This is a genomic window from Hoyosella subflava DQS3-9A1, assembly GCF_000214175.1.
GTDB classification, from domain to species: domain Bacteria; phylum Actinomycetota; class Actinomycetes; order Mycobacteriales; family Mycobacteriaceae; genus Hoyosella; species Hoyosella subflava.
Genome location: NC_015564.1, coordinates 686,463 through 699,219 on the forward strand (window position 1 = coordinate 686,463; position 12,757 = coordinate 699,219).

The following is a 12,757-nucleotide window of genomic DNA, read 5'->3' on the forward strand; positions in this document are numbered from 1 at the left end:
GGTTTCCATCGCAGTCTAGCGTTTCCGCAGAGGAGTTCTGAACGGCGTCGGGCGCGACGGTGCTGGAAGTCTGGCCCCGGTGCGGTTACGGTCCACCTATGCCTCGGTCAAGCAGGCCCCGTCGGCGCGCCACTTTGGCGTCGCTGGCGGCGGAACTCAAGGTCTCGCGCACGACCGTGTCCAACGCCTACAACCGCCCTGACCAGCTGTCACCTGAACTTCGCGAGCGGGTGCTCGCGGCGGCGAAAGAGATCGGCTACCCGGGCCCCGATCCCGTGGCACGCTCGCTGCGCACACGTAAGGCGGACACAGTCGGTCTGCTTCTCGATCAGCCACTCAGCTATTCCTTTCGAGATCCGGCTGCCGTGGAGTTCGTCGCTGGCCTCGCGGACGCGTGTGACTCGGCGGGAAAATCGCTGCTCATCGTCCCCGCCGGGCCGGATCGCGACGATTCCCAGGCTGCGGCCGCGGTACAGCGAGCGGGAGTGGACGGGTTTGTCGTGTACTCGGTCTCCGTAGACGATCCGTACCTCGCGGCGGCCCTGGAACGTCAGCTGCCAGTGGTGGTGTGCGACCAGCCGGTCGGCATTCCCGGAACGTCGCGGGTCGGAATTGACGACTACTGCGCGATGCGCGAACTCGCCGACGCCGTCTTCGCAGCCGGGCACCGCCGGATCGGAGTCATTTGCATGCGGCTCGGGCCAGACGACCGTGATGAGTTTGTAGGCCGCGAACGCGCGCTGACGTCACCCCTCCCTGTTCAGAACGCGCGCATACGGGCGATTCTCGACGCGGCCGACATGGCTGGCGCTGAGGTGACAATCGCCGAGCGGTCCGCGCATTCCCGCGACGCAGGTCAGCAGGCGGCCCATGAGCTCCGTCGCGCGGTTCCGTCGATCACCGCTGTAATGTGCACCACCGATGTGCTCGCCCTGGGGGCGCTGGCGTACGCCGCTGACGATGGGATCGGCGTGCCCCGCACACTGTCTGTGACTGGATTCGACGGCATCCGTGAAGCGCGTCGAGCTGGCCTCACAACGGTTGCCCAGCCCGCGGCCTTAAAGGGCAGGCGCGCAGGGGAACTCCTCCTCGCTTACAGCCCAGACCGGTTGGCCGTGGAAATGGTGCCTACGGAGTTGCTCCTCGGCGCCACTCTGGGCCCCGCAGTGGGGCCCTCCTCAGTGGGCTGACGCAGACAACAGTTGCGCGCAGCGGAGTAAACCGATGTGGCTGTACGCCTGTGGGTGATTGCCAAGCGCGCGTTCGGCGACGGGATCGTACTCCTCGCTTAGCAGTCCGGTCGGACCCGCGGCGGTGACGAGTTGAGCGAATAGCGCATCGGCTTGGGCCTGCTGGCCGGTGAGCAGATATGCCTCAACAAGCCACGCCGCACATAAATGGAACCCGCCCTCGCCGCCGGGCAACCCGTCATCGTGGTGATAGCGGTACACCGTGGAGCCGCTGCGAAGTTCTGCTTCGGTGGCGACGACAGTGGCGGCGAACCGCTCGTCTGAAGGATCGACAAGCCCCGAAAGTCCGATATGGAGCGTTGCTGCGTCGAGATCGACGCCGTCGTAAGCCGCCGTGAAAGACCGGATTTCCTCGTTCCAGCCCTTGTCGCATACCTGCTTGGCGATGACATCACGCAACGTCTTCCACCCGAGCGGCACGGTGAAGCCGAACTTGTTGGCGAGCTTGAGTGCGCGGTCCACGGTGACCCAGCACATCACCTTCGAGTACACGTGGTGACGGGGAGCGCCGCGGATCTCCCAGATCCCATGATCTGGCTCGGACCATCGTCGTTCGACCGCCGAGACCATCGCGCGCACTAGCTGCCAGTCGCGGGCGGAAACCGGCTCGCTGTAGCCCGCGGCGATCCGGGCCTCGGAGAGATTATGGATGAGCTCGACGATCGGGCCGAAGACGTCGAGTTGCACCTGATTGTTGGCCGCGTTGCTCACTCGCACCGGGCGTGAACCGGCATATCCGGGCAGCGAATCGATGACGGCTTCGGGTGGTAAGGCGGTGCCTTGCAGCGTGTAGAGCGGGTGCAGGCGCTCCGGCCCGGGCACGGTGTCGAGCACGCGGTGGACCCATTCGAGGTAGTCCTCAGCTTCACTGAGTGAACCACACGCCACCAGCGCCGACGCAGTCATGGCTGCGTCGCGGAGCCAGCAGAATCGGTAGTCCCAGTTGCGGACCCCGCCGATTTCCTCGGGCAGCGACGTGGTGGCCGCAGCGAGAATGGCGCCAGTCTCGGCGTGCACGAGGCCGCGCAAAGTCAACGCAGACCGCTTCATCAGTGCAGGCTTCAGGGGCGGCAGATCGAGCTTCTCGGCCCATAACCGCCAGTAATCCTCCGCTTGCTGGCGCCTTTCCGGTTCCGGCACCTTCATCTCGAGGATGTCGGACGTTCCGCAGCGCAGTTCAAGAACGATCTCTCCGTCCGCGGGGTGAACGGTCGCGGTGGCAGTTTCCTGCATTCCATCCGAAGTCACTTCCCATTCGATGCCGGGGGAACGGAGAACCATCGGATCGTTGGTGCCTTCAACGCGCAGCCCGTCATCGACCTTGATGATCCGGACTGGGACCTGTCCGAACTCTGGGCGGGGCGCGAAGCGCACGACCGCTGATGCGTCGCCAGAGATGACGCGTGTCAGGTCTGTACGGCCAATCGTGACGTCGTGCGGGAGGTAATCCGTGACGAGCAGGCTCGCCCAGCGCGTTTCGACCGTCATCGTGCCATCCACATACTGCTGGCTCAGCGGCAGTCCTTGCCGCAGCGGCCCGACAGTGAAGTGGCCCGCAGATTCGCCCCCGAGCAGGTGCGCGAAGATTGCCCCGGAGTCCGGCTCAGGGTGGCAAAGCCAGCTCAGGGCACCGTCAGGAGTGATAAGCGCGACGTTGTTCGGGCTGGCCAGCATCGTCAATCGCTCGATCGGGGTCACGCTGTCACCGTGCAGCCAGGTCTTGCGCTCTTCGAGAAGTAGCGCGAGCGCGACGGCAACGTCTTCGGGCTGCTCGATGCGGTACCCGGCCAGCGATTCCCCGGGGCCGATCTTTACGCCCACATCGGGCCCGTGGAGCCGGCGGAATGCTTTCTCGTCAGTGACATCGTCACCGAAGAAGACCGCCGCGGTCGCGCCTTCCTGGTGCCGCAGGATGTCGAGCGCCTGGCCCTTATCAGTGCTGATGACGGCAAGCTCGATGACCGCCTTGCCTTCCGTGACCTGGACGCCATCCCACGTGGCTGGCCCGGTGCACACTTGTTCAAGGGCGGCTTCGGCCACCGATGCTTCCGCGTTCCGGACGTGGAAAGCGACACTCGCTGGCTTTGTCTCGATCGAGACCCCAGGATGCGCGTCGGCGATTTGTACGAGCTTTTTCTCAATTTGCTGTAGCAAGCGCCGAGCATCTGCGCTTATCGCGTGGACGAAGCCGACTTCGAATTCCGAGCCGTGGCTGCCCACGAGGTGGACTTCTGCTGGCAGGCGCGACAGTGTTGCGAGGTCGCGGAGGGCTCGGCCGGAAATCACCGCGGCGGTAGTGGACGGCAACGAAGCGAGCGTGCGCAGCGCGCGTACGGCTTCCATATTCGGGTGGGCCCGGTCTGGGTCCGAGACGATGGGGGCCATCGTGCCGTCGTAATCGCACGCGACAAGAAGGCGTGGTGTGCGGGCAATCTGTGACAGAGCGCGCCGCAGTTCGACGGGCAGATCCTGAGCACTCACGCGCCGAAACCCTTTCTCAGAAATTCACAACGTAAAAAAAGCTTAGTTCCCACGGATACAGCCTATGAATGCGGGCATGATGCGACGTGCATCACTTCCGCCTTTTTGACCGCAACGCTAGTTTCAGCGGCGCAGCGAGGCTCCAGTTTCCCCCGCGTGAGGCGTTTCGGCAAGTGCGTTCAGAAATGCGCGGGCCCAGCGATTCACATCGTGTGTGAGGACTTGCCGACGCAGGGCACGCATCCTCTTTCGTCCCTCTTCAGGGGCCTGATCGAGTGCGGCAAGCAGGGAATCTTTGACCCCGTCGATGTCGTGCGGGTTAACCAGATACGCCTGCCGTAATTCCGTAGCGGCGCCAGTAAATTCACTCAGAAGTAACGCGCCGCCAAGATCACTGCGACACGCAACGTATTCCTTTGCGACGAGATTCATTCCGTCGCGGACCGGCGTTACCAGCATGACGTCGGCAGCGACAAAGAAAGCGACTAGCTCATTGCGCGGAATCGGGCGGTGAAGGTAGTGCACAACTGGGTGGCCGACCTCGCCGAAGTCACCGTTAATTCGGCCAACTTGACGCTCAATCTCGTCACGCATGTGCATGTAGTGCTCAACGCGTTCACGGGACGGAGTCGCGAGCTGGACGAAAATGTTCTCCTTGGGGTCCAGGCGACCGTCGGCCAGAAGCTCCTGGATCGCCGTCATCCGGATATTGATTCCCTTGGTGTAGTCCAGCCGGTCCACGCCCAGCATGATTCGGCGAGGGTTCCCCAGTTCTTGCCGGATCTGCTTTGCGCGCTGGCGAACCGACCGTGATTTCGAGAGCTCGTCCAGTTCCCCCGAGGCGATCGAAATGGGGAACGCCCCTGCGCGCACGGTCCGGAAACCGACCTGGACCTCGCCGAACTTGGAGCGCACGCCGATTTGTCCGCGACTGACGGGGTGACCGGCGAGGCGGTTCGCCAGGTAGACGAAGTTCTGTGCGCCACCCGGTAGGTGGAAGCCGACCAGATCCGCGCCGAGCAGTCCCTCGATTATCTCTGTCCGCCACGGCAGCTGCATGAAGATCTCGATCGGGGGGAACGGAATGTGCTGGAAAAAACCGATGGTCAGGTCCGGTCTCAGCATGCGCAGCATCTTCGGCACCAGTTGCAGCTGGTAATCCTGAACCCACACAGTCGCGTTCTCGGCCGCGATCGCGGCGGTCTCCTCCGCGAAACGCCGGTTCACTTCGACGTACGTGTTCCACCAGGTCCGGTCGAAAATGGGCTTGACGACAACATCGTGGTAGAGGGGCCAGAGCGTTCCGTTGGAGAACCCTTCGTAGTACTCGGTAACGTCGCGGGACGAAAGGGCGACCGGATAGAGCGCGAGGCCGTCTTCCACGATGGGGTCGACGTCTACGTCAGGAACTCCGGGCCAGCCCACCCAGGCGCCGTGATTCTTCCGGAGTACTGGCTCGAGAGCGGTAACCAGACCACCGGGGCTGCGCTTCCAGCGGGTCGACCCGTCTGGCAGTTTTTCCAGATCGACTGGAAGCCGGTTCGCTACGACAACGAGTTCAGGCGCCGACTCCTGTGCCGCGCGTGCCTCGTCGCTTCCCGCGGATACGGATTTACCTGCCATTCCGGTCACCCCATCCGGTGTGTTGTTGCTGCGAAGGTCGCACAGCTAGCGTCGCACAGATTGGGGAGCAGCCCACGGTGCGCCGCTACTACGTGCGGTGTCACTCAGCCTTGGTAGGCCCGGCCGTGCCCGGGCCGATGCCGAGCATCGACAGGAACATGCGGCACTCATCCGCGTCCTGTGCGTACGCGGCGACGACACGCTGTGCCTGCCGCGCCGTTTCATCAGCCAACGGCTCGATGTCGTCGTCAGTGATTACGTCGTTCTCCCGGGCCGTAGCGGCCATCCGCTCTTCCTCCTGCAATATGTGCGACCTGCCGATCCATTGCGACTTTAAGAGAGCTAAGTGCCTTTATGCCACTCGATGCTGAGTTAGTGTCGGCTTCAGCGAATGTCATCGGGAGGCGAGATGTCATCAACGCGAGCGCCCAGCGCGGGCCGGTCGCGCGATGGTCAGGGCGTGCTGCGGCGCGTCTTTCGCCGCAACCGTGGGCTATTCCCGCTGGGCACGCTGCTGCTGTGCGCATATCAGGTAGCGGAAACGCTGATCCCGATCACGATCGGCCTCATCATTGACCGCGTCATCAGCCCGGCCGATGAGGACGCCCTTATTCAGTACGGCGCATTTCTGATCGGCTTGTTCATTGTGATCGTCGTCACATGGCGCTTTGGTGCGCGAATCGTCAAGCGAGTCGCTGAGAACGAGGCGCACCGACTACGGGTCGAGGTTGCCACTCGAATCCTTGATCCCAGGGGAGTCCGGCTGCGAAGTCGTGTGGGTGCGTTGCTGACGGTTTCGACCCAGGGGGCCGAGGACGCGGCCGGTGTTCTCAGCGTCGTCGCCCGGGGAGTCGCCGCGCTCGCCGCCGCGGTCGTGGCGATCGGGGCGCTGCTTTACATCAATCTGACACTTGGACTCGTGGTCATCGTGGCCACGCCTCTGATCCTAGGCGGGCTGCAACGTGTCTCGCCGACCATCACTCAGCGAGCGAGCGCCCAGAACTCCGCTGCAGGATGGGCCTCTGCGCTCGCGACCGACCTCGTCAGCGGCCTGCGCCCCCTGCGTGGGATCGGCGGCGAGGACATGGCGGCCCATCGTTACCGCACCCAAAGCCGGATCGCGTTGCGCGCGGCAGTCCGCTCGGCCCGGATCAACGGCCTCTACACGAGCGCGTCCTATACGGCGAACGGTGTGCTCGCTGTCGTTGTTGCGGGCTACGGAGGGTATCTCGCACTCGCCGGTGACATCACCCCCGGAGAGTTGATCGCGGTGGTCGGCCTCTCACAGTTCCTACCGGGACCGCTCGGTGCCCTAGCAGCCACGCCACGCGGAATCGCGATCGGAAGGGCATCGTCGCAGCGGCTAGACCGGATTCTCGGCGCGGAGTTCATTTTGACACCCGGCCCGCTATCCCTGCCAAAAGGAAGGCGAGATCTGGAGATCGCCAGCCTGTCCTACAAGTCCCTCAACGGCGTCTCCCTCAAGGTAGAGGCCGGTGAGCTGATCGGGGTGCTGAGTTATGACCCGAATGATGCAGACGCGCTTGTGGCGGTACTTTCCGGACGACTTCCCGTTGACGAGTACCGGGGCAGAGTGCTTGTCGGGGGCGTCCCCATCGCCGAGGTAGCGCCGGAACACGCGCAGCGGGCCCTCCTCGTCGAGCCGCACCGGACGGACCTGTTCACCGGCACGATTGGGAGCAACGTCAGAGCGGGGCGTCCGGACGCACTCGACGAGCAGGTGGAAGTCGCACTTGACGCCTCTGCGGCGCGCGATGTGGTGACGATGCATGAGGAGGGCCTCGACCATCCCGTGACCGACCGGGGTGAGAGTCTGTCCGGTGGGCAGCGTCAGCGCGTCGCACTCGCGCGGGCGCTTGTCGCTGCACCGTCAGTCCTCGTTCTGCACGACCCGACCACTGCGGTGGACGCGGTGACTGAGCAAACAATCGCGCAGGGCATCGCTGAACTGCGCCACCGTAGCGGCCCGCGCATCCAGTCGACGATCATCGTGACGAGCAGCCCGGCGTTGCTCTCATTCTGCGATCACGTCGTCGTCCTTGAGAACGGGCAGGTTGCGAGGGTGTCTACGCACGAGCATCTCGCCGCGACGGATGAAAGCTACCGGCGGGTGGTGCTGCGATGACGGCGGGGACCGATACGCGCCCACGCGCCCCTCGCCCGGCGCTCCCTGTGGCAACGTCGCGGCAGTGCGGCGTATGGCTGCGGTCTGTGCTCCGCCGAGACCCGTGGCGGGCGGCATTCGCGACGCTTTTCGCGGTCGTCGCCGCGGCAGCGATCATCGTGCCTGTGTACGTACTCGGACGACTTGTTGACGACGTACTCGCAGGGGCGCCGACGTCCCGCATCGTGATGGTCATAGTGCAAATCGGTATCGCCGCCATCGCCGCGGGCTTGCTATCGGGTGCCGCGACCTACCTGATGTGCCACGTCGGTGAAACCGTCCTGGCAAATCTGCGGGAACGCGCGCTCGAGCATGCGCTGCTGCTGCCTGTGCGCACCGTCGAGCGGGCCGGTAAAGGTGACCTGCTGTCGCGCGTTAACGATGACGTTGCTGCAATCGCTCGCGTGGTGGGTAATGCCGTCCCAGCGAGCTTTTCGTCGCTCACACTGGCCGGGCTCAGCTTCGTCGCCATCTTCTCGATCGACTATCGTCTGGGGCTCGGTGCGCTGGTCTCGGTGCCGCTGGGCTTGGCAGTGCTCCTCTGGTACCTTCCGCGGTCGGGGCCGATGTTCACGGCCGAGCGCGTCGCGCTGTCGGCGCGGTCGCAAGCGCTGGTCTCCGGAATGCAGGGTCTGCCCACAGTCCACGCCTACGGGCTCGAAAAGGACCAGATCAGCTACATCAGCGATGCGTCGAGCGAGGCGCGTGACCAGATGACGACGAGTTTCCGCGAATTGACTAGGTTCGTCGCCCGCGGAAAGCTCGTTCAGTACATCGGACTCGCGGCAGTGCTGGGGGTCAGCTTCCTGCTCGTCCGGGATGGACAGCAGATCTCCGTCGGTGAAGCAACGATCGCTGCGCTGCTTTTCCACCGGCTATTCCTGCCAATGCAAGGCTTATTGTTCTCTTTCAACGACATTCAGGCTGCGGGCGAAAGCCTGCGGCGGCTAGTCGGGCTGATCAACAGCGAAATGGTGCGCGAATCCGGAACCTCCGCGCTCCCCGAGGATTCACGCCTCGAACTCCGGAACCTCGAGTTCAGTTATGACGGTGTCAAGCCGGTGCTCCACGGCGTGACGATCACTCTCGAGCCCGGGGAGCGGGTTGCCCTCGTTGGCTCAACGGGGGCGGGCAAGACAACCGTAGCGGCGATTGCCGCGGGCTCGATCACGCCAAACTCGGGAACGGCCCGGATCGGTGGCGTAAACCTCGGGGACCTCGGCGTGTACGACCTGCGTAGGCACGTCGTCATCATCAGTCAGGAAGTGCACGTGTTCTCCGGCCCCCTGTTTGAAGACCTGAGACTCGCGAACCGGTTCGCCGACCACGACGCGTTGTATGCCGCGTTGCGTCAAGTAGGAGCGCTCGGCTGGGTAGAAGCCCTGCCTGAAGGTATCGCGACAATGGTCGGTGAAGGCGGCTACCAGTTGTCGGCTGCGCAGGCACAGCAAATTGCGCTCGCCCGGCTTGTGCTCGCAGACGCGCCGGTCGCGATTCTGGACGAAGCGACCGCAGAAGCGGGGAGTGCCGGCGCGCGTGAGCTCGAACACTATGCGTACGAAGTGATGAAGGGGCGGACCGCGCTGATCGTCGCGCACCGTCTCACGCAGGCTGCCCGGGCAGATCGCGTAGTGGTGCTTGAAGAGGGCCGGGTCGTCGAGGAAGGCCCGCACAAGGAACTGCTGCAGCGGGGTGGACGGTACGCCGAACTGTGGGAAGCATGGGAGGGCCGAAGCCCCGCATAGTCTCGGCGGTCCGCCAGCCGTGATCAATATCGCGCTACGTTTCGAAGTTGCGCCGCCGCTCGCCGCGATCACCGGTTAAGCTGCCACAAAGTGCAAGGCGGCGTCACGCGGCACATGTCAGCGGAAGTGGCGTATTGGCATTCACTACGACGGGTGAATGGACGAAGTGACGGCGCGCCTTGTACGGTATGGCGGTTGCGCTGTACGGGTGTATCAGCCGGAGACCGAACGGTCGTGTTGCAGAATGCAGAGTGAGGATTGATGAGCACCAACCCCTTCGATGACGAGAACGGCCGCTTCTACGTGCTGATCAATGACGAAGAGCAGCACTCACTGTGGCCTGCTTTCGCAGACGTACCAGCAGGGTGGCGCGTCGTCTTCGGCGAAGAGAGCCGTGCCGCGTGCCTCGAGTACGTCGAGAAGAACTGGACCGACTTGCGTCCCAAGAGCTTGCGTGACGCGATGGCCGCGGACGCTGACGACGACGACGAGTAACGCAGCAGCACTCAACTGAGCTCTCAAATCGGGTCCTAGCTTTCGGCTAGGACCCGATTTGTGTGCTCGAGCTACTTGTCGTCGACTCGATCCGCGGCTCGTAGCCCGGTGGCCTCGAAAGCCTCGTCCAGTGATGCATGGCGAAACATCGAAACAACCTGATCGTCGACCACGCGGAAGGCTGACGCCTGAACGTCAAGATCGCGTTCAGACGCTGAATGGTGCAACTCCTCCTCGACTACGACTACGCCGCCGCGGTAGTACATCCGCCCTGGGACGAAGCCAGTGTCCACGGACTCGGCCCAGTCGCACAGCGCGGCGATGCCCTGACTCGCGTGGTCGGGCGCAGCGATTTCGATGTCCTCACTCGAAAGCTGGATGAGAGTGGCAATTTCCCGGGTATTCAGCGCCTCATGCCAAGCCAGTACCGTGGCGATCTCAGACGTGCTCATAGCTACACGCTAGCGGGTTTGGTGAGCCGTTGTTCGGCGAAGCCCCATCCTGCTCAGGCAATCGTGCGCTGAGAGAGGGCGATTGGGCGGAATCAGCGAATGCCGTTAAGATGGTTCAGGCTTCAGTAGGGCCGATGCTGGCGTGGCGCAATTGGTAGCGCACCCGACTTGTAATCGGGCGGTTAGGGGTTCAAGTCCCCTCGCCAGCTCTTGATCGCTGTGAGGCTGCGCTTCTCCCGGCGCAGCCTCTAGTTTCTAGCGGGAACACCCATTTGATTGCTTCGGTACGTTGGATGATGTGGACATGCTGATTGCGCAAGATGAATTCTCCGCGTACGGCGTATCGCACTGGGCTGTCGTCGCTGTATTCGCGGTAGGTGCGTTTGCTTTCGTCAAAATCGGCCGTTCCCATAAAGACACTGCCGCAGCAGTGCGGTTCAGCAGGGTGTTGGGGATCATTGCAATTGTTCTGTACGCGGGGATTTTCATCTACTCGATGATTCCACCCAGCGTGGGACGCTCGGTGCCGTTGCAATTATCTGACCTCGCGGCTGTCACCGCGGCGTACGCACTGTGGTCACGGAAGCCGTGGGCCTTTGCCCTGACCTACTACTGGTGCCTTGTTCTCAGCACGCAAGCTTTGGTGTCACCGGCGTTGCAGTCGCCAGATTTCCCGCACCATGAGTTCATCGCTTTCTGGGCAATGCACCTTTTGGTTGTCTGGGCAGCGATTTACCTTACGTGGGGGCTGCGGACTCGACCGACGTGGAGGAGCTATCGGATCACGGTGGCAGTGACTCTCGCGTGGGCGGCATTCACCTTTACGTTCAACCGCATCGCCGACACGAATTACGGTTTCCTGAACGCTAAACCGCAAACCGCTTCGCTGCTCGACTACATGGGCCCGTGGCCGTGGTATTTAATCGCCGCGACTGCGCTCGTATTCGCAACCTGGGCACTGATGACGTGGCCGTGGAAGAAATTCGGAGCGCACTATAGCGAGTCGCCGCCGCGGTTGCCGTCGGAGACAGCGGGGGAGTAGCGACACCGCGCGACACGGGCGTATTGCCGCAGGTCTTCACTCGCGGACTCGGCCGGCCAGTTCTGCGCAGCTGGAACTGTCGACGTGCGTAGGAGGCGGTGCAGTTCGGCCAAACGGGGCATGACATCGGGAGTCGCGATGCGATACCTCCTGAGCCTGCGCCGCGGCGGCTCGGCCGGGCTTGTCATATACCCGCGGTCCGCTGCGAACTTAGCGATCTCATTGTGCAGCGGTTCCGTATGTTCATTTCGCGGTAAGGCAGCCGCACACCACGACAGCAAGTCGGAAAGAATGCCGTGCCAGCTTGCTTCGGGATTCTCACCGGGAGTATCAAGTGCGGGCGACACGGCGTCGAAGTAGAGCAGTGACGGGAGCATCAGCGCGACGCTGTGAGTGAGGATGCTGTCGCGAGAGTAGCTCATCAGCGATATCCGGTCCCAAGCGAGAGCTGTGCCAGCGTCGCATAGCGCCACGAGTGGTATCGCACCGGCGCTGAGACCGGCGTCGAGAGCGAGCGAAAAGTAGAACTCTGCTTCCCTATCACGCTGGTGGTGCGACAGGAAGAACGCGGTTCGGACCAGAACATCGGCATGCGCTGCGGGGGCGGCTACTTTCTCGTAGAGGTTGCTTGCTTCGTGGTAAAGCTGTTCAGCGACCTTCTTGTTGCCCGCGTGAGCGTATGAGTCCGCAAGCTTCGTTGCGCAGTCTGCCGCTTCGCGATCGCGCTTAGCGCCGACGAAAACACCAAGAGCGTCCTTGAGATGGCGGATGTGCTGTGCATCGCCGGGTGCCAATGTCTCTGCGAGGCGGAGGTTTGCCTGGGCGAACCAGGCGCCCATCTTCTTCTCGCGGAAGGTGGACAGCGCCGCCTGGAACTGCCGGCGCGCATCTGCGGTCCGTCCAGACTGCGCGTACAGGCAACCGAGGTGGTAGCGCACGCCGGCGATCTCGGCGTCGTTCTCCAGCGAGCGGTAGCCGCGCACCGCACTTCGGTAGGCGTCTTCGCCCGCTTCAAAATTTCCGCGCCTCGTGTGGACGAGTCCGAGGGTGGAATCGCACAGGGCCTGGTAGCTTACGTCACCTTCGGCGCCGCCAACGGTGCGCTCGGCGCGTAGGTCAGCGATCAGAACGCTGGTGGCGCCATCGTCACCGCTGTCACTGCTGCGCATCAGCCGTTGCCACAGTGCTCGTGATGCTACGACTATCGCATTTCGGTCGCCGCGCTCGCGTGCTTCACGGCGTTGCGTCACAGGGTCTTGCGACGCCGCTTGCGGCGTGACTTCTGGAGCGGCCCGGTCAGGTGCGGCGTTCTCGGTGTTTCCAGCCGGGCCGGACGGCTCGACGCTCATATCGCGTCTCCTTCGCGAACAGCGCAACTCGCAGGTTGATGCGAACAGGACAAAGACAAAGAATAGAGACTTTGTTCGGATCCTGGAACGGCAGGTTCGGGCGCTGAGATTTGGCGTCGACACACAACCGTTGCG

At 63.3% G+C, this 12,757-nt stretch carries 10 protein-coding genes and 1 tRNA gene; 6 read left to right on the plus strand and 5 right to left on the minus strand.

What is annotated here, in order from left to right; all coding sequences use genetic code 11:
- Positions 1-98: 98 nt before the first annotated feature.
- On the plus strand, positions 99-1,190 hold the full coding sequence (locus tag AS9A_RS03190) for a LacI family DNA-binding transcriptional regulator (protein ID WP_041450825.1): 1,092 nt from the start codon (positions 99-101) through the stop codon (positions 1,188-1,190).
- Here AS9A_RS03190 and otsB read toward each other — a convergent pair.
- The 3 genes from otsB to AS9A_RS03205 all read right to left on the minus strand — a co-directional run bounded on the left by otsB (position 1,179) and on the right by AS9A_RS03205 (position 5,640).
- Entirely contained in the window at positions 1,179-3,731 is a 2,553-nt protein-coding gene (otsB, locus tag AS9A_RS03195; protein ID WP_013805459.1) for a trehalose-phosphatase, read from the minus strand. The two genes, AS9A_RS03190 and otsB, sit on opposite strands and share 12 nt — an antisense overlap.
- A gap of 123 nt (positions 3,732-3,854) precedes the next feature.
- Positions 3,855-5,354 (minus strand): alpha,alpha-trehalose-phosphate synthase (UDP-forming), encoded by a 1,500-nt coding sequence (locus tag AS9A_RS03200; RefSeq protein WP_013805460.1) that lies wholly within the window; start codon positions 5,352-5,354, stop codon positions 3,855-3,857.
- Between the two features lie 100 nt (positions 5,355-5,454).
- Positions 5,455-5,640: a hypothetical protein gene (locus tag AS9A_RS03205; protein WP_013805461.1), complete on the minus strand. Its 186-nt coding sequence runs from the start codon at positions 5,638-5,640 to the stop codon at positions 5,455-5,457.
- 123 nt (positions 5,641-5,763) lie between these two features.
- Between AS9A_RS03205 and AS9A_RS03210 the strand changes: the two genes are divergently transcribed.
- The 3 genes from AS9A_RS03210 (at position 5,764) to AS9A_RS03220 (ending at position 9,779) form a co-directional block, all read left to right on the plus strand.
- Positions 5,764-7,500 carry an ABC transporter ATP-binding protein gene (locus AS9A_RS03210; RefSeq protein WP_013805462.1) on the plus strand — a complete coding sequence of 579 codons (1,737 nt, stop codon included), beginning with the start codon at positions 5,764-5,766 and terminating at the stop codon, positions 7,498-7,500.
- Positions 7,497-9,284, plus strand: a complete 1,788-nt coding sequence (locus AS9A_RS03215) for an ABC transporter ATP-binding protein (RefSeq protein WP_049793642.1) — start codon at positions 7,497-7,499, stop codon at positions 9,282-9,284. The genes AS9A_RS03210 and AS9A_RS03215 overlap by 4 nt, the downstream gene beginning before the upstream one ends.
- Positions 9,285-9,545: 261 nt before the next feature.
- A complete protein-coding gene (locus AS9A_RS03220; protein ID WP_013805464.1) occupies positions 9,546-9,779 on the plus strand; it encodes an MbtH family protein in 234 nt (77 codons plus the stop codon).
- 71 nt (positions 9,780-9,850) lie between these two features.
- Here AS9A_RS03220 and AS9A_RS03225 read toward each other — a convergent pair whose 3' ends face one another.
- Entirely contained in the window at positions 9,851-10,231 is a 381-nt protein-coding gene (locus AS9A_RS03225; RefSeq protein ID WP_013805465.1) for a nuclear transport factor 2 family protein, read from the minus strand.
- Between the two features lie 136 nt (positions 10,232-10,367).
- On the opposite strand from AS9A_RS03225, the gene AS9A_RS03230 reads away from it, so the two are divergent.
- Positions 10,368-10,440, plus strand: a tRNA-Thr gene (locus tag AS9A_RS03230).
- A 95-nt stretch (positions 10,441-10,535) separates the two neighbouring features.
- Positions 10,536-11,273 carry a YwaF family protein gene (locus AS9A_RS03235; protein WP_013805466.1) on the plus strand — a complete coding sequence of 246 codons (738 nt, stop codon included), beginning with the start codon at positions 10,536-10,538 and terminating at the stop codon, positions 11,271-11,273.
- Here the strand turns inward: AS9A_RS03235 and AS9A_RS03240 are convergent.
- On the minus strand, positions 11,225-12,622 hold the full coding sequence (locus AS9A_RS03240) for a tetratricopeptide repeat protein (protein WP_013805467.1): 1,398 nt from the start codon (positions 12,620-12,622) through the stop codon (positions 11,225-11,227). The genes AS9A_RS03235 and AS9A_RS03240 overlap by 49 nt on opposite strands.
- Positions 12,623-12,757: the final 135 nt, after the last annotated feature.

Bases quoted from the DNA above. Each gene is read 5' to 3' on its own strand.
- AS9A_RS03190 (WP_041450825.1), top strand. From the start codon at position 99: ATGCCTCGGTCAAGCAGGCCCCGTCGGCGCGCCACTTTGGCGTCGCTG.
- AS9A_RS03200 (WP_013805460.1), bottom strand. From the start codon at position 5,354: ATGGCAGGTAAATCCGTATCCGCGGGAAGCGACGAGGCACGCGCGGCA.
- AS9A_RS03205 (WP_013805461.1), bottom strand. From the start codon at position 5,640: ATGGCCGCTACGGCCCGGGAGAACGACGTAATCACTGACGACGACATC.
- AS9A_RS03210 (WP_013805462.1), top strand. From the start codon at position 5,764: ATGTCATCAACGCGAGCGCCCAGCGCGGGCCGGTCGCGCGATGGTCAG.
- AS9A_RS03215 (WP_049793642.1), top strand. From the start codon at position 7,497: ATGACGGCGGGGACCGATACGCGCCCACGCGCCCCTCGCCCGGCGCTC.
- AS9A_RS03220 (WP_013805464.1), top strand. From the start codon at position 9,546: ATGAGCACCAACCCCTTCGATGACGAGAACGGCCGCTTCTACGTGCTG.
- AS9A_RS03225 (WP_013805465.1), bottom strand. From the start codon at position 10,231: ATGAGCACGTCTGAGATCGCCACGGTACTGGCTTGGCATGAGGCGCTG.
- AS9A_RS03235 (WP_013805466.1), top strand. From the start codon at position 10,536: ATGCTGATTGCGCAAGATGAATTCTCCGCGTACGGCGTATCGCACTGG.
- AS9A_RS03240 (WP_013805467.1), bottom strand. From the start codon at position 12,622: ATGAGCGTCGAGCCGTCCGGCCCGGCTGGAAACACCGAGAACGCCGCA.